The sequence below is a fragment of the Pseudomonas sp. TE24901 genome (genome assembly GCF_054058375.1).
In genome coordinates this window covers 446145-462706 of sequence record NZ_JBSSAF010000002.1, presented here as the reverse complement: position 1 = coordinate 462706, position 16562 = coordinate 446145, and the positions used below count along the sequence as shown (strand labels likewise).

Annotated in this window: 15 protein-coding genes; 10 read left to right on the top strand and 5 right to left on the bottom strand. The window is 62.0% G+C overall.

Going from position 1 to position 16562, the window contains the following annotated elements; translation table 11 throughout:
• The first annotated feature begins 95 nt into the window (after positions 1-95).
• Together ACVWVP_RS05815 and ACVWVP_RS05810 are read left to right on the top strand one after the other, a co-directional pair.
• Entirely contained in the window at positions 96-344 is a 249-nt protein-coding gene (locus ACVWVP_RS05815; protein ID WP_178922342.1) for a hypothetical protein, read from the top strand.
• A gap of 305 nt (positions 345-649) precedes the next feature.
• A complete protein-coding gene (locus tag ACVWVP_RS05810; protein WP_178922341.1) occupies positions 650-1729 on the top strand; it encodes a GGDEF domain-containing protein in 1080 nt (359 codons plus the stop codon).
• On the opposite strand, the gene ACVWVP_RS05805 is transcribed toward ACVWVP_RS05810, so the two are convergent.
• The 3 genes from ACVWVP_RS05805 to rpiB form a co-directional block, all read right to left on the bottom strand.
• Complete coding sequence (locus ACVWVP_RS05805) at positions 1710-3266, bottom strand: TerC family protein (RefSeq protein ID WP_178922339.1); 1557 nt, start codon at positions 3264-3266, stop codon at positions 1710-1712. The genes ACVWVP_RS05810 and ACVWVP_RS05805 overlap by 20 nt on opposite strands.
• A gap of 378 nt (positions 3267-3644) precedes the next feature.
• Positions 3645-4625: a sugar-binding transcriptional regulator gene (locus tag ACVWVP_RS05800; protein ID WP_177018287.1), complete on the bottom strand. Its 981-nt coding sequence runs from the start codon at positions 4623-4625 to the stop codon at positions 3645-3647.
• A 63-nt stretch (positions 4626-4688) separates the two neighbouring features.
• On the bottom strand, positions 4689-5150 hold the full coding sequence (rpiB, locus tag ACVWVP_RS05795) for a ribose 5-phosphate isomerase B (RefSeq protein WP_178922335.1): 462 nt from the start codon (positions 5148-5150) through the stop codon (positions 4689-4691).
• Between the two features lie 281 nt (positions 5151-5431).
• Between rpiB and ACVWVP_RS05790 the strand changes: the two genes are divergently transcribed.
• From ACVWVP_RS05790 to dhaL, 7 genes are all read left to right on the top strand, one after another.
• Positions 5432-6919 carry a sugar ABC transporter ATP-binding protein gene (locus tag ACVWVP_RS05790; protein ID WP_457404673.1) on the top strand — a complete coding sequence of 496 codons (1488 nt, stop codon included), beginning with the start codon at positions 5432-5434 and terminating at the stop codon, positions 6917-6919.
• Positions 6916-7896 carry an ABC transporter permease gene (locus ACVWVP_RS05785; RefSeq protein ID WP_259171680.1) on the top strand — a complete coding sequence of 327 codons (981 nt, stop codon included), beginning with the start codon at positions 6916-6918 and terminating at the stop codon, positions 7894-7896. Before ACVWVP_RS05790 ends, ACVWVP_RS05785 begins: the two co-directional genes overlap by 4 nt.
• A gap of 34 nt (positions 7897-7930) precedes the next feature.
• The gene (locus tag ACVWVP_RS05780; protein ID WP_259171681.1) at positions 7931-8938 is read left to right on the top strand and encodes a substrate-binding domain-containing protein; all 1008 of its coding nucleotides are present in this window, start codon (positions 7931-7933) and stop codon (positions 8936-8938) included.
• Positions 8939-9099: 161 nt separating this feature from the next.
• Positions 9100-9855: an SDR family oxidoreductase gene (locus tag ACVWVP_RS05775; RefSeq protein ID WP_259171682.1), complete on the top strand. Its 756-nt coding sequence runs from the start codon at positions 9100-9102 to the stop codon at positions 9853-9855.
• 27 nt (positions 9856-9882) lie between these two features.
• Positions 9883-10998: an MDR/zinc-dependent alcohol dehydrogenase-like family protein gene (locus tag ACVWVP_RS05770; protein ID WP_457404672.1), complete on the top strand. Its 1116-nt coding sequence runs from the start codon at positions 9883-9885 to the stop codon at positions 10996-10998.
• 155 nt (positions 10999-11153) lie between these two features.
• Positions 11154-12155 carry a dihydroxyacetone kinase subunit DhaK gene (locus ACVWVP_RS05765; protein ID WP_178922324.1) on the top strand — a complete coding sequence of 334 codons (1002 nt, stop codon included), beginning with the start codon at positions 11154-11156 and terminating at the stop codon, positions 12153-12155.
• A gap of 3 nt (positions 12156-12158) precedes the next feature.
• Positions 12159-12806 carry a dihydroxyacetone kinase subunit DhaL gene (dhaL, locus tag ACVWVP_RS05760; RefSeq protein ID WP_259171684.1) on the top strand — a complete coding sequence of 216 codons (648 nt, stop codon included), beginning with the start codon at positions 12159-12161 and terminating at the stop codon, positions 12804-12806.
• Here the strand turns inward: dhaL and ACVWVP_RS05755 are convergent.
• Positions 12763-13659, bottom strand: a complete 897-nt coding sequence (locus tag ACVWVP_RS05755; protein ID WP_259171685.1) for a LysR family transcriptional regulator — start codon at positions 13657-13659, stop codon at positions 12763-12765. The two genes, dhaL and ACVWVP_RS05755, sit on opposite strands and share 44 nt — an antisense overlap.
• Before the next feature lie 150 nt (positions 13660-13809).
• Between ACVWVP_RS05755 and ACVWVP_RS05750 the strand changes: the two genes are divergently transcribed.
• Positions 13810-15339: an MFS transporter gene (locus ACVWVP_RS05750; protein ID WP_457404670.1), complete on the top strand. Its 1530-nt coding sequence runs from the start codon at positions 13810-13812 to the stop codon at positions 15337-15339.
• An 89-nt stretch (positions 15340-15428) separates the two neighbouring features.
• Here the strand turns inward: ACVWVP_RS05750 and sohB are convergent, their stop codons facing one another.
• Positions 15429-16454, bottom strand: coding sequence for a protease SohB (sohB, locus tag ACVWVP_RS05745; RefSeq protein ID WP_178922316.1), 1026 nt, complete (start codon positions 16452-16454; stop codon positions 15429-15431).
• Between the last annotated feature and the right edge of the window lie 108 nt (positions 16455-16562).

The window sequence follows — 16562 nt, the reverse complement described above, 5'->3', positions numbered from 1 at the left end:
CGATGACGCAGGCCATCAGGCTTAACGCGGTGTCTGGACGTTTTTCGCCGGCAAGCCGGCTCCTACAGGGACGATTAGATGAGGAACCTGCTTTGATGAAATTTGGCATTACCCTGTTGGTGCTGTCCCTTCTCGTGGCAGGCAATGCGTCGGCCAGCAAAGACCGCCGCGAATGCAAAGAGGAGTTGCGCAAACTCAAGGACGCTTTCAGTACCGACTACACCAGTCAGAACCACCACGGCTACCGCCGGGCCAAGGCCTCTCGGGACAATGAGGAATACAGGAAGTGTGCAAGCCAGGCCCGCAAGGCGCGTGAACGCATCGAGCGCGACAAGGACGCGTGAGCGCCACTACCTGTGAAGGTTGACAGTAGACGATCAGTGCTTCCCCCATTAGCCCAGTTGCCGCATGGAGCACGCCAATGAACATTGATCCTCGACTGTGCAAATACGCCCCGCCATCCGAATGTCGAACGCGTTCCAACGCTATTGATCTATCAAAACCGCAACCTGATGAAGACATTTGAAGGAATCAGCGACCGGGCGCTCTTGCAGGCATTTGGCGGGCACGCCTGACCAGTCTTGGATTGGCGAGACCCCGGCCAGCGTCTACGCTGCTCAATGCCGTCTCAGCCGATCCAGGGTCAGCAATGTTCAAGACCATTGAAGCCGAAGTCCTCAAGAAACACCCCTCGCCCGCCCTGCAACTCGAGTTCGCCCAGCATGATTTCGAGCGACTCAAGCCCTTCTGCCTGCTGATCTATATCGCCAGCATCTGCATCTGGCTGGTCTTCGACCTGATCGTCAGCTTTCCGGGGGGCCAGGGTTTTACCGGGCTTTCGATGCTGTTTCTGGCACTGCTGACCATCAACACCATTACCCTGGGATTTACCCGCAACGCCCAGCACTTCCAGTGGATAAACCTGGTATTCGTCGCCATCATCGCCCTCGGCACGCGCCTGCTGATCGAAGGTTTGCCAATGGACCTGCACCCCAGCTGGTTGATCCTGGCAGCGTCGAGCATCCTCTACAGCGCCTCGGTGCTACCGCTCAAGCATTGGTCGTTTGTCACGACAATGCTGATCACCTGGGCGTTGCTCAATCCGTTTTACCTGGCCCACCTTTCCCTGTTGGAAGTGCGCGGCGCCCTGGTGACGTTCTATTCGGTGTTTCTGACCTTCCTGACGCTCTACAGCTTCCTGAAACTGCGCCAGGCCAAGCTGCACAACTTCATCATGTCCAGGCTGCTGCTGGACCAGGCCTACCTCGACACCCTCACTGAAATTCCCAACCGCCGTTCGTTCATGACCAGCGCCGGCAAGAAACTCAGCCAGCAGCCCAAGACCCACGATCACTACCTGGCGATGATTGACATCGACAACTTCAAGAAAGTGAACGATGTGTACGGCCACGACATCGGCGATGAAGTGCTCAAGCGCGTAGCCCAGGACATCAAGGCGGTGATGGTCGATTACGACTACGCGCGCCTCGGCGGCGAAGAGTTCGGCATCTACCTGGCCGGCGTGCGCAAAAGCGACGTCGAGCAACTGGCCACCCTGCTCTGCCAGCGCGTGCGCGAGCAACCGACCCAACACCCGGTGACCATCAGCATCGGCCTGGCCCGGGTGGAGGACGGTGAGACATTGAACCAGGCGCTGATCAAGGCTGATCAGGCGCTCTATATTTCAAAGCATGAGGGCAAGGATCGATTTACGTTTCACGCGTCATGAGCACCTGGGTTACGCGTCGTTCTTCCACCGCCGCGACGGTCAGGCGCCAGCCCTCATGCACCAGGCTGTCGCCCACCACCGGCAGGCGGTCCAACAAGCTCATCACCAGGCCGGCCAGGGTCTGGTAGTCCTCGGTCGCCACGGCCTGGAAGCCGGTACGTTGGCGCACCTGGTTGAGGGTCAATGCGCCATTGGCACGAAAACCTTCACCCTCCTCAACCATGTCCGGGCCTTCGATTTCGCTGGCGTCGGGCAACTCACCGGCGATGGATTCGAGGATGTCAGTCATGCTCAACACGCCCATGAAGTCACCGAATTCGTTGATCACGAAGGCGATGTGGGTGGATTCCTGGCGCATCTGCTCCAAGGCGTTAAGCACCGAGAAACTCTCCAGCAGGTTGACCGCACGACGTGCCAGGTGCTCCAGGTTCGGCTCGTTGCCGGCCAGGTATTCCTTGAGCAACTCTTTTTTGTGCACGAAGCCCAAGGGCTCGTCCACGGCACCGTTGCGGATCAGCGGCAATCGCGAGTAGGACGAGTGCATTAATTTGCGTCGGATCGTCTCCGGATCGTCTGCCAGATCAATAGAGTCGACCTTGGCCCGCGGCGTCATCAGCGTGCGGATCGGCCGTTCGGCCAGTTGCAGCACACCACTGATCATCACGCGTTCACGTCGGTCGAACAGCGGGCCTTGCGCAGCATCCGGCTCGCCGAGCAGATCGGCCACGTCTTCACCCACCTCTTCCACCGCCAGGCTGCGGCCGCCCAGCAAGCGCATCACCGCATGGGCGGTACGCTCGCGCACGGGCAATACGCCTTGCGCGGATTTCTTGCGGCGGGCGCGGGCAAGCTGGTTGAAGCCTTCGATCAGGATCGAGAAACCAATGGCCGCATACAGGTAGCCTTTCGGAATATGGAAGCCCAGGCCTTCAGCGGTCAGGGCAAAACCGATCATCATCAAGAAGCCCAGGCACAGCATGATCACCGTCGGGTGGGCGTTGACGAAACGGGTCAGCGGCTTGCTCGCCACGATCATCAGGCCGATGGACACGATCACCGCGATCATCATCACCGCCAACTCGTCCACCATGCCCACAGCGGTAATCACCGCGTCAAGGGAGAACACCGCGTCGAGCACCACGATCTGCGCCACGATCGGCCAGAACATCGCATAGGCCACATTGCCCGAACGCTGGGCCACATGGCCCTCAAGACGTTCGTGCAATTCCATGGTGGCCTTGAACAGCAAGAACACACCACCAAACAACATGATCAAGTCACGGCCGGAGAAGCTTTTGTCGAACACCTCGAACAGTGGCTGCGTGAGGGTCACCAACCAGGAAATACTCGCCAACAGGCCCAGGCGCATCAGCAGTGCCAGGGACAAACCGATCAACCGCGCACGATCACGCTGCTCCGGTGGCAGTTTGTCCGCCAGGATCGCGATAAACACCAGGTTGTCGATGCCCAGCACCAGTTCCAGCACAATCAAGGTCAACAGGCCGAGCCAGGCCGTTGGATCCGCTAACCATTCCATTTATAGAATCTCTGTGTTCAAGGTGTTCAGAATGCCGGGCACGGCAATGCGCGATCAGTGGACCGGGACAAGGTTAGCAGGCGGAATACGGGGGGCTTGAGCGGGAACAGCGGCAGTGGATGCCTTGGGGAAAGACGACTGGGAGGCTCCGAGAGGGTGTTCATGCAAGTCCTGAAATGACAAAAGGACTTGAATCGTACAGTCGAAACACAAATTTCCTACAACGCAAAACTATTACAAGATCTGTACTTCAAGCACATACAAAACCAGTGTGGGAGCGGGCTTGCTCGCGAATACGGTGTGTCAGTCGACCTATAGATTGACTGATGCACCGTAATTCGCGAGCAAGCCCGCTCCCACTTTTTAATCTGTGCTGATTCAGGTTTTTCGCGTCGCGTCATCCAGTGCCAGGATGGTGTGCGCATTAGTCACCGTGGTCGCCAACGTATTGATCACCCCCGAGCGCAATGCGCCCAGGGTCGCCGCCGCCTTGGTGTTCTCGCTGGCAATCGCCACCACGTCGGGGATGCGAAACAGCTCCTGCACCGTCAGGCCGATCACCCGCCCCTGGATCGCGTTGACCGCCGGCTGCCCGTGGATGTCGATGAAGTCATAGCCCATCATGTCACCCACTGTGCCGGACAGCCGCGCCTGGGCGATTTCCTGGGGCGAGAACCAGCCCATGCGCACCATGTTGCTGTTCTCGCTCATGTCGCCGATGCCGATCAGCGCAATGTCCGCGCGCCGTGCCCGATCCAGCGTGGAGCGTACCGTGTCGTTATTGATCAGCACCCCGCGCAGTTCCGGGTTCGCCACCAGGGCCGGGGCATACAGGCTTTCACTTTCGCCGCCGAAACGCAGCGCCAGGCGCCGGCAGATGTGGTCTGGATTCATGTACTCGCCGGCCTTGAGCGAACCGCCGATGGCACACACAAATGTGCAATTGCGCGTCACCGGCAGGAACACGTTGTCGGCCACCGCGCCGACGTTGCGCCCCATGCCCACCGCGACGATCATGCCGTCGCTGAGGGTCTTGTTCAGGTAGTTGGCCACCAGGCTGGCGACGGCCGAACGCTGGGTGTCGGGGTCGCTGTGGTCGACGGCAATCAGGGCGCGGTCCAGCTTGAAGCGCTGCACCAAGGCCTGCTCCAGCTCATTGTTCATGGCCGGGTGCTGCAACACGCGCACCTCGACGATCCCTTCATCACGCGCGCGCTTGAGCAAGCGGCTGACTTTCGCCCGCGACAGGTCGAAGCGCTTGGCGATGGCTTCCTGAGTGACGTTCTCAAGGTAATAGAGCATCGCCACTTCGGTCATTTGATCGATATCGCTGGCAATGCGCTGGGTACTGTCACTCATGGGGACGGGCTTCCGTTTCGGCGTCAAAGGCACATTCTCCCGACTCTTGCCCCGTTCCGTCCACTACTGATGCCCATCGCGCTCGATGGCATTGATGCGCTCGACCTTGGCCCCGGAACGCGCCGCCTCGAACTCCGACTCCAGGAACGCCTTGACGATGCTTTTGGCCAGCTCTGCGCCGATCACCCGCGCGCCGATGGACAGGATCTGCGCATCGTTGCTCTTGCGCGCTCGCTCGGCCGAATAGGTGTCATGGGCTTGGGCCGCACGGATTCCCAGGACCTTGTTGGCCGAGATCGCCATGCCGATGCCGGTGCCGCACACCAGCACCCCCAGGCGTTGCTGCCCGGCATTGATGGCGGTGGCAACCGCCAGGGCGATGTCCGGGTAGAGCACCGGCGCAGTGGAATGGGTGCCGAAGTCGGTCACCGGGTAACCCAGGGCCTCGATATGGCGCTTCAACAGCTCTTTGAGCTCAAAACCCGCTTCGTCGCATCCGATAGCCACCGGGAAAGGTGTGTTCATGGCGTCTGGCTCCGCTGCCGTGATCTGCTTTTGACTGATCAAATGATCATTCAGTGAAATTTCGCTCATTCATTTCGCAAGCAATCACCCCCTTCTGTCAAGCGAGTTTTAACTGACTCGCCAGTCAAAGCCCCATATAAAGCGCTTAATGACCATGAAAATGACATTTACACCTTTTCAGTGAAAGAGATTGACTGATCAGAATTTCATTTGATACACATATGCTCACAGGGCAACACGACTGTGCACCTAATAAGAATTCACAGCACGAGGACACGCCGATGGCCACGCCATTACTGCTCCAGGCTGAACACGTCGCCAAGGCTTACGCCGGGGTGCCCGCCCTGCGTGACGGGCGCCTCTCATTGCGGGCCGGCAGCGTGCATGCGTTGTGCGGAGGCAATGGCGCGGGCAAGTCGACGTTCCTGAGCATCCTGATGGGCATTACCCAGCGCGACGCCGGAACCCTTCTGCTCAATGGCGCACCCGTCCAGTTCAACCGCCCCAGTGAAGCCCTCGCGGCGGGGATCGCGATGATCACCCAGGAACTGGAACCCATCCCCCACATGACCGTCGCCGAAAACATCTGGCTGGGCCGCGAACCGCGCCGCGCCGGCTGCATCGTCGACAACAAGACCCTCAACCGCCGCACCCGTGAGCTGCTCGAAAGCCTCGAATTCGACGTGGACGCCACCAGCCCCATGCACCGCCTGAGCGTGGCGCAGATGCAACTGGTGGAAATCGCCAAAGCGTTCAGCCACGACTGCCAGGTGATGATCATGGACGAGCCCACTTCGGCCATTGGCGAACGCGAAGTGGAGACCCTGTTCAAGGCGATCCGCCGCCTCACCGCTCGTGGCGCCGGCATCGTGTACGTGTCGCACCGCTTGAGCGAACTGGCGCAGATCGCCGACGACTACAGCATCTTCCGCGATGGCGCCTTTGTGGAAAGCGGACGCATGGCCGACATCGACCGCAACCACCTGGTGCGCGGCATCGTCGGCCAGGAACTGGCGCGCATCGACCACAAGGTCGGCCGCGAATGCGCTGCCAGCACCTGCCTGCAGGTCGATAGCCTGAGCCGCGCCGGCGAATTCCACGACATCAGCCTGCAACTGCGCCAGGGCGAGATCCTCGGCATCTATGGCCTGATGGGCTCGGGGCGCAGCGAATTCCTCAACTGCATCTACGGCCTGACCGTCGCCGATTCGGGCAGCGTGACCCTGCAAGGCAAACCCATGCCGGTGGGGTTGCCCAAAGCCACGATTGACGCCGGCATGTCCCTGGTGACCGAAGACCGCAAGGACAGCGGCCTGGTGCTCACCGGCAGCATTCTTTCCAACATCGCGCTGTCGGCCTACAAGCGCCTGTCGAGCTGGTCGCTGATCAATGCCCGCAAAGAAGCACGGCTGGCCGAAGACATGGTCAAGCGCCTGCAGATCAAGACCTCCTCCCTGGAACTGCCGGTGGCCTCCATGAGCGGTGGCAATCAGCAGAAAGTAGTGCTCGCCAAATGCCTGTCCACCGAGCCGGTGTGCCTGCTCTGCGATGAGCCGACCCGTGGCATCGACGAAGGCGCCAAGCAGGAGATCTATCACCTGCTCGACCAGTTCGTGCGGGCCGGTGGTGCCGCCATCGTGGTGTCGTCGGAAGCCCCGGAACTGCTGCACCTGAGTGATCGCATCGCCGTATTCAAAGGCGGCCGGCTGGTGACCATCAGCACCGACACCGCCCTTTCCCAGGAAGCCTTGTTGAGTCTTGCCTCATGAATGCCAAAACCTCCATTACCGCCCCCATCACTGCCCCGCCGCGCAACCGCCTGCGCCTGTCCCTCGACCGCTTCGGCCTGCCGCTGGTGTTTATCCTGTTGTGCGTGGTGATGGCGTTCTCCAGCGAATACTTCATGACCTGGCGCAACTGGATGGACATCCTGCGCCAGACCTCGATCAACGGCATCCTCGCCGTGGGCATGACCTACGTGATCCTGACCAAGGGCATCGACCTGTCGGTGGGCTCGATCCTGGCCTTCGCCGGGCTGTGCAGCGCCATGGTCGCGACCCAGGGCTACGGCCTGCTGGCGGCGGTCAGCGCGGGAATGTTTGCCGGTGCGATGCTCGGCGTGGTCAACGGCTTCATGGTCGCCAACCTGTCGATCCCGCCTTTCGTGGCCACCCTGGGCATGCTCAGCATCGCGCGGGGCATGACCTTCATTCTCAACGACGGCAGCCCGATCACTGACCTGCCCGACGCCTACCTGGCGCTGGGTATCGGCAAGATCGGCCCGATTGGCGTGCCGATCGTGATCTTCGCCGTGGTCGCGCTGATCTTCTGGATGGTGCTGCGCTACACCACTTACGGGCGCTACGTGTACGCGGTGGGCGGCAATGAAAAGAGCGCGCGCACCTCCGGCATCGGTGTGCGCAAGGTGATGTTTTCGGTGTACGTGGTTTCGGGCCTGCTCGCCGGATTGGCCGGTGTGGTGCTCTCGGCCCGCACCACCTCCGCCCTGCCCCAGGCCGGGGTCTCGTATGAGCTGGACGCCATCGCCGCCGTGGTGATCGGCGGCACCAGCCTCTCGGGTGGCACCGGCAGCATTGTCGGCACGCTGTTTGGCGCGTTGCTGATCGGCGTGATCAACAACGGGCTGAACCTGCTCGGGGTGTCCTCTTATTACCAGCAGGTCGCCAAGGGCCTGATCATCGTGTTCGCAGTACTGATCGACGTGTGGCGCAAGAAAAAACGCTAGAGAACGACCCACAACAATAACCGGAGTTCTACTCATGAAACTTGGTACCACTTTGGCCGCCGCGGCGACCCTCACCCTGCTCGCCAGCAGTATCGCCTTCGCCGCCGACGGCAAGACTTACAAGATCGGCGCCGCCGTCTACGGCCTCAAGGGCCAGTTCATGCAGAACTGGGTCCGCGAGCTCAAGGAACACCCGGCGGTCAAGGACGGCACCGTGCAATTGACCGTGTTCGACGGCAACTACGACGCCCTGACCCAGAACAACCAGATTGAAAACATGGTGACCCAGCACTACGACGCCATCCTCTTCGTGCCCATCGACACCAAGGCCGGCGTGGGCACCGTCAAGCAAGCCATGAGCAACGACGTGGTGGTCATCGCCTCCAATACGAAAGTAGCCGATGCCGCCGTGCCTTACGTGGGCAACGATGACGTGGAGGGCGGCCGCCTGCAGGCCCAGGCCATGGTCGACAAGCTCAATGGCAAGGGCAATGTGGTGATCATCCAGGGCCCGATTGGCCAATCGGCGCAGATCGACCGGGAAAAAGGCGAGCTGGAAGTACTGGGCAAGCACCCGGACATCAAGATCATCGAAAAGAAAACCGCCAACTGGGACCGCGCCCAAGCCCTGACCCTCACCGAAGACTGGCTGAACGCACACCCCAAGGGCATCAACGGGGTGATTGCGCAGAACGATGACATGGCCCTCGGCGCGGTGCAGGCCCTCAAGTCCCACGGGCTAACCTCCAAGGACGTGCCGGTGACCTCCATCGACGGCATGCCGGATGCGATCCAGGCGGCGAAGAAAGACGAGGTCACCACCTTCCTGCAAGACGCCCAGGCCCAGTCCCAGGGCGCACTGGATGTGGCACTGCGGGCGTTGGCGGGCAAGGACTACAAGCCGCAGTCGGTGATCTGGGAGCGGTATGGCAAGGACGTGAAATGGGGGGACGGCACGGCGAAGAACTACATCCTGCCGTGGGTGCCAGTCACCAATGCCAATGCCGATGCGCTGTACAAACAAGTCAGCGGCGGTAAGTAGGTATTGACTTGAAATAGGGTCAAGTGTGGGAGCTGGCTTGTCGGATCGCCGCACCGCTGCGATGGCATCAACCGGGTGTAACTGACACACCGAGGTGCCTGCATCGCAGGCAAGCCAGCTCCCACATTGGATCTTCAGTGCTTTTGAAAGAGGAGTCATTCATGTCTGGATTCTGGAACCAAGCCTTCGACCTCACCGGCCGTTGCGCGGTGATTACCGGCGGCGCCGCCGGGATCGGCCTGGCCTGCGCCAGCCTGCTGGCTGAGCGCGGCGCACGCGTGGCCCTGCTCGACCGCGACCCTGCCGTGGTCGAAGTGGCCGCCAGCCTCGGTGCCGGGCACCTGGGCATTGCCGTCGACCTCGGCCAGATCGGCCAGATACAGCACACGGTCGACCGCGTATTCGAACACTTCCAGCGCCTGGACTACCTGATCAACAGCGCCGGCGTGGTGCTGCTGGACAAAGCCATCGATGTCGGCGAAAGCGCCTGGGACACCACCCTGGACATCAACCTCAAGGCCAGCTTCTTCGTCGCCCAGGCCTGCGCCCGGCACATGCTCGCCAACGGTGGCGGGCGCATCGTCAACCTCGCCTCCCAAGCCGCCGTGATCGGCCTGGACCGTCACGTCGCCTATTGCGCCAGCAAGGCCGCCATCGTCGGCATGACCAAGGTCCTGGCCATGGAGTGGGCGCCACAGATCAACGTCAACGCCATCTCCCCCACTATCGTCGAGACCGCCCTGGGCAAGAAAGCCTGGGCCGGTGAAGTGGGTGAAAAGGCCAAGTTGCAGATCCCCGCCGGCCGCTTTGCCCAGCCGGAAGAAATCGCCGGGCTGGCGTTGTACCTGCTCAGCGACGCCGCGCAAATGATCACCGGCGCCAACATGGTGATCGACGGCGGCTACAGCATTCAGTAATTCATTTTTTTGTCGTGAGGTTTTGTCATGTCCACCGTCACCGAACGCACACCTGAACACCTGTCCCCGGTCATCCCGAAAACCATGCAGGCCGTGGTCTGCCATGGCCCGGAAGACTACCGCCTGGAAACCGTCGACGTGCCCATGCCCGGCCCGGACGAGATCCTCACCAAGGTCGAGCTGTGCGGTATCTGCATGGGCGACATCAAGACCTATCGCGGCGCGCCGTCGTTCTGGGGCGATGCCGAGCAACCGCGCTACGTGAAGCCGCCGATGATCCCCGGGCATGAATTCGTCTGCCGCGTGGTTGCCTTGGGCCCAGGCGCGGAAAAGCGCGGCGTGGCGGTGGGCGACCGAGTGATCTCGGAGCAGATCGTGCCGTGCTGGGGCTGCCGCTTCTGCAATCACGGCCAGTACTGGATGTGCCAGAAACACGACCTTTATGGCTTCCAGAACAATGTGCAGGGTGCCATGGCCCAGTACATGATCTTCACCAAGGAAGGCATCGTCCACAAAGTGCCGGAGTCCATCGCCCCGGACGAAGCGATCCTGATCGAGCCCCTGGCCTGCTCGCTGCACGCGGCGGAACGCGCCAATGTCGACCATGACGACGTCGTGGTGGTCGCCGGTGCCGGCACCCTGGGCCTGGGCATCATCGGCGCGGTGCGCCTGCGCAATCCGAAAAAGCTCATCGTGCTGGACATGAAACCCGAACGCGCCGCCCTCGCCCTGCGCCTGGGTGCCGACGAAGTGTGGAACCCGGCCGAGGTGGATGTGCTGGCCAAGATCCGCGAGCTCACCGACGGTTACGGCTGCGACATCTACATCGAGGCCACCGGGCACCACAAGGCGGTGAACCAGGGCCTGGCGATGCTGCGCAAGCTGGGGCGTTTCGTCGAATTCAGCGTCTTCAATGACGAGGCCACGGTAGATTGGTCGATCATCGGCGACCGCAAGGAACTGGACATACTCGGCTCGCACCTGGGGCCATACATGTACCCGCGTGCCATCGACTTTATCGGCAACCGCAAGATCGACATGCGCGACGTGGTGACGCATACATTTGCACTGGCGGACTTCAAGGAAGCGTTTGCGGTGATGGAGCGTGGGGACAAGTCGCTCAAGGTCGTGCTGCAACCCTGACTCCTACAACGCACATAATCCTGTGGGAGCTGGCTTGCCTACGATAGCGGAGTGTCAGTTTGCAAACCTGTATTTGAGACACCGCCATCGCAGGCAAGCCAGCGCCCACAGTTGATTGTTGTTGCCCTTTAAAAACAAGAACAGGAACCCGCGTTATGAATCGAGTCATCAACGATCCGGACCAAGTGGTCGAGGACATGCTGCGCGGCATCCTGGTCGCGCACCCCGAGCTGCGCCAATACGAGGCCAACCCTCGGGTCATCACCAAGGCCAGGCCATCGGCCGCTGGCCGCGTCGGCATCGTCACCGGTGGCGGCTCGGGCCATGAACCGGCGTTCCTCGGCTACGTCGGCCCGGGCCTGGTGGACGCCGTGGCGGTCGGCGAGATTTTCTCCTCACCCACCGCCAAGAGCTTTTTCGATGCCTTCCGCGCCGCCGACCATGGCGCGGGCGTGGCCTGCCTGTACGGCAACTATGCCGGCGACAACATGAACGTGAAGCTGGCGATGAAAATGGCCGCCAGCAAAGACATGCGTATCCGCACCGTGGTCGCCAACGACGACGTGGCCTCCGCGCCCAAGGCCGACATAGCCAAGCGCCGTGGCGTGGCCGGGGAGATCTTCATGTGGAAGATCGGCGGGGCGGCGGCCGCCCAGCACTACGACCTCGACGGCGTGATTCGCGTGGCACAGAAAACCGTCGACAACTGCCGCTCCATCGGCATCGGCCTCACGCCCTGCACCATTGCCGCGGTGGGCAAGCCGAACTTCCAGATCCCGGATGGCCAGATGGAACTGGGTATCGGCCACCATGGCGAACCGGGCATTGAAGTGATCCCCATCGAATCCGCCGCCGCCATGGCCGAACGCATGCTCGCGCCGATCCTCGCCGACCGCGACTTCAGTAGCGACGACAGCGTGGTGGTGCTGGTCTCGGGCCTGGGCGCGACGCCGGTCATGGAGCTGTACATTTTCTACGCCGAAGTGGAACGTCAGTTGAAGGCCAAGGGCTTGAAGATCCACCGTTGCTACGTCGGCAACTACTTCACCTCCCTGGAAATGATGGGCGTGACCCTGACCCTGCTCGGCCTTGATGCCGAGCTGACAACCCTGATCGATCAACCCTGCCGCTCCATCGGCATGACCCAGGCGGAGTGAACCATGAGCCAGCATTTTTCCACCCGTGACGGCAGCGCCATTGTCGCCGACCTGGTCAGCGTGATCGTGGCCAACCGTGAATACCTCAGCGAAGTCGACGGCGCGATTGGCGACGGCGACCACGGCATCAACATGGCCAAGGGCTTCGCCCATTGCGGCCGCACCATCGAAGGTCGTCAACTGACACTCGCCGAAGCCCTCGACGAACTGACCCTGAGCCTGATGGAAGGTATCGGCGGTTCCATGGGCCCGCTGTATGGCAGCCTGTTCATCGGCATGGCCGACGAGGTACGCGCCAGTGATGAGATCGACGCGGCGACCTTTGCGCACTTGCTGCGCGGCGGCCTGACCTCGCTGCAGGACATCACCGACGCGGGTGTGGGCGACAAGTGCCTGATGGACACGCTGATTCCAGCCGTGGAAGCCTTCGAACGCGCCCACGCCAGCGGGGCCTCGTTCAACGACGCACTGGAGGCGATGAAAACCGCCGCCTCCCAGGGGCGCGACTCCACCAAGGACCTGGTGGCAAAAATCGGCCGCGCCAGTCGCCTGGGCGAGCGCTCACTGGGGGTGCTGGATGCAGGGGCGGTGTCCTGCTGCCTGATCCTTACTCGACTGGCGGACTCGGTGCAGCCCCGGCTGAGTGCTTGACCTGCTGGATATACCGCGCCACCGCCGGCGCTTTCTCGAAGCGCCGGTGAATCAGCGACAGCCACGACGACGCGTCATTGCCCTGGATGCTGCGGTACACCACGCCCGGCAGGCTCACATGCCCCACCATCGACGCGGGCACCACCGCCACGCCCTGCCCCAGCGAAACCAGCGCCACCACGGCGACCAACCCGCCCGGCTGCGGCCCCAAACGCGGTGCAAAACCGCCCTGGGCGGCCACGTGCAGGGTGCCGCTGATCTGCTCCGGCAAGATGAAGGTCTCGTTTTGCAGGTGTTCGCAGGTGATGGCTTTCAACCCCAGCAGCCAGGAGCCCTGGGGCAAGGCGAGCACGAAGCCTTCGCTGTCCAGACGCACGGCCTCGACGCCCTCGGGCAGGGTCATGGGTGAACGGATGTAGCCAATGTCGCAGCGCCCATCCGCCACGGCACCGGGCAACGTCGCCATCGCGCATTCACGCACGTTCACACTCACATCGGGAAACGCCTGACTGAACGCCTGCATCTGCTTTTGCAGCAGCCCGGAATACACCGCCGAGGCCACGTAGCCCAATTCGATATGGCCGATTTCGCCGCGTCCGGCGCGCTGGGCATTGCGTTGGGCGAATTCGAACTGGCGCACGGTGGCTTGCGCCTCGATCAATAACGCCGCGCCGGCCTCGGTGAGGCTGACTTCGCGTTGCTGGCGAATGAACAAGCGTGTGCCCAGGCTTTCTTCCATGTCCTGGATCTGCCGGCTCAAGGTCGGCGGCGCGATGCCCAGTTGCTCGGCGGCCCGGGTGAAATTGCGTTGCCGGGCGACAGCCAGGAAGTAGCGGAAATGGCGGATTTCCATCGCAGGATTAGCTCAAAGGTAATGAAGTGCTCCACGCCAGCTAACAAAGGTCTACGCAGCCGGGGATAAGCTCGTGCTACCTGAACATTAGAGAGCCCTTGCGATGATCGTCAACCGTCATTTCCATATTACCTGCAAGGTAATTTCATCATGAACAGGGTCAGCCCGCGTTTGACCCTGCTCACGGCCTCCGGCGTCTGTTCGCTGATCGTGCTCGACACCAATATTGTCGCGGTGACCCTGCCGAGTATCGCCCGCGATTTGGGCGCCAATTTCGCCGATATCGAATGGGTAGTCAGTGCCTACATGCTGGCCTTCGCGGCCTTGCTACTGCCGGCTGGCAGCCTGGCCGATCGCTTTGGTCGCAAGCGTTCGCTGGTGTGGGGCCTGGGTATTTTCATCCTGGCCTCACTGGGCTGCGGGGCGGCGCCGAACGCGCTGTTCCTCGACATCGCCCGCGCCGTCAAAGGTGTGGGCGCAGCGCTGTTGCTGACCTCCGCACTGGCCTCCATCGGCCACACCTTTCACGATGAAGTGGAGCGGGCCAAGGCCTGGGCGTTTTGGGGCGCCTGCATGGGCGTGGCGATGACCGCCGCGCCGACCCTAGGTGGCGTGATCACGCAGTACCTGGGCTGGCGCTGGATCTTCTACCTCAACCTGCCGGTAGGCCTCGGGTTGATGCTGCTGGTGCTGCGCGCCATTCCCGAATCGCGGGATACCCAGGCGGCGCGACTGGACCCATGGGGCAGCCTGGCATTCAGCGCGAGCCTGTTGTGCCTGATCTGGGGCTTGATCGAGGCTAACCGTATTGGCTGGGACAACCCGTTGACCTATGCGCGGCTCATCGGTGGCGCGCTGCTGCTGGGGGTGTTTGTGCGGGTCGAACGCATGCAGCGGCGCCCCATGGTCGACTTGCAGCTGTTTCGTCACCCACGTTTCATCGGCGCGCTGCTCGGCATGTTTGCTTACGCCGGGTGCGCCCAGGTGATGATGACGCTGCTGCCGTTCTACCTGCAGAACGGCCTGGGCTTTTCCGCGATTGCCTCGGGCCTGGGCATGCTGCCCTTTGCCCTGACCATGCTGATTTGCCCCCGCATCGGCGCGCGCCTGGCCGGGCGTTTTGCGCCGGCGACGATGATGGCGACCGGCTTGACCCTGGTGGGCGGCGGCAATCTGCTGAGCGCCTGGGCGGTCAATGTGGGCGGCTACCTGCCCTTTGCCCTGGCGATTGCCGTGACGGGGGCCGGTGCGGGCCTACTCAATGGCGACACCCAGAAGAACATCATGGCCTGCGTACCCCGCGACCGTGCCGGCATGGCGTCGGGCATGAGCACGACCATGCGCTTCAGCGCGATCATGCTGGCGATTGGTGTGTATGGCGCGTTGTTGAGCAGCCACAGCGAGCAATTGCTGGGGGCGAGCGTGGAGGCTCAGTGGCAGGCGCAGGTGGCCGGTATTGCGTCGCGGGTGGTGGCAGGCGATATGCCGGCAGCCATGGCGCTGTTGCCGGAGTCGGCTCGGGCGGTGGTGCAACCGCTGGCGCGGCAGGCGTTTGTGGGAGGCTTCAGCGGGGTGTTGTGGCTGGCGGGCGTGTTGGGGTTGCTGGGGGCGCTGGTGGTGGGGACATTGATGCGAAATCCGATTCCTCCCGCTCTCGTGCTGACCACACAAGAACTGTAGGAGCCCGGCTTGCCGGCGATGGCGGTCTCAGGGACGCCATCGCCGGCAAGCCGGACTCCTACAGGGGAGCATTTACATGCTGGACCGGGTTACCAGAAGCGCTGCTGGGTCAAGCGGCTCCACCAGGTCAGCAACACGCGGTCCACCGAACCGCTGGCAGCCAGGCCTACGCGCTCCTGCAGGCTTTTGCGCTCGGCATAGTGCAGGTGGAACACGTCAGCGGTCTTGGCCTTGGTGGCCAGGTATTCGTCGCTGGTCTGCAGCTCATCGATCAATTGTTTATCGAGGGCTGCAACACCCAGCCACACTTCGCCGGTCGCCACCTCGTCGATCGCCAGTTGCGGGCGATAGCGCGACACGAAGTTCTTGAACAGTTGGTGGGTGATGTCCAGATCTTCCTGGAACTTCTCCCGGCCCTTCTCGGTGTTTTCGCCAAACACCGTGAGGGTGCGCTTGTACTCGCCGGCCGTCAGTACTTCGAAGTCGATGTCGTGTTTTTTCAGCAGGCGGTTGACGTTGGGCAACTGCGCGACCACGCCAATGGAACCCAGGATGGCGAAGGGGGCGCTGATGATCTTCTCGCCGATGCAGGCCATCATGTAGCCGCCGCTGGCAGCGACCTTGTCGATGCACACGGTCAATGGCACGCCCGCCTGGCGAATGCGCGCCAGCTGCGAAGAGGCCAGGCCATAGCTGTGCACCATGCCGCCGCCGCTTTCCAGGCGCAGTACCACTTCGTCCTTTGGCGTGGCCAGGCTCAGCAAGGCGGTGATTTCATGGCGCAGGCTTTCGGTGGCCGAGGCCTTGATATCGCCGTCGAAATCCAGCACGAACACCCGTGGCTTGGCCTCGGGTTTCTTCTTGCTGCTCTTCTTTTCGGTCTTGCTTTCGGCTTTGCGCAGCGCCTTCAGTTGGTCCTTGTCGAGCAAGGTCGATTCCAGGCGCTCGCGTAGGCCCTTGTAGAAGTCATTGAGTTTGCTGACCTGCAACTGGCCAGCCGATTTGCGACGGCCTTTGCTGCGCAGGGCCGCGAAGCTGATCAATACCACCAGAATGGCGACCACCAGGGTGACGGTCTTCGCCAGGAAACTCGCGTATTCAGCCAGAAAATCCATATGACTCCTTAAAAAATGCACTGCGCCAGGCGCGGATGGCCCCAGCATACCGACGGCATTGCCTTCGGGCCAGTGCTCAAACCGCCAGCAACGGGCCTCTAACGAGCT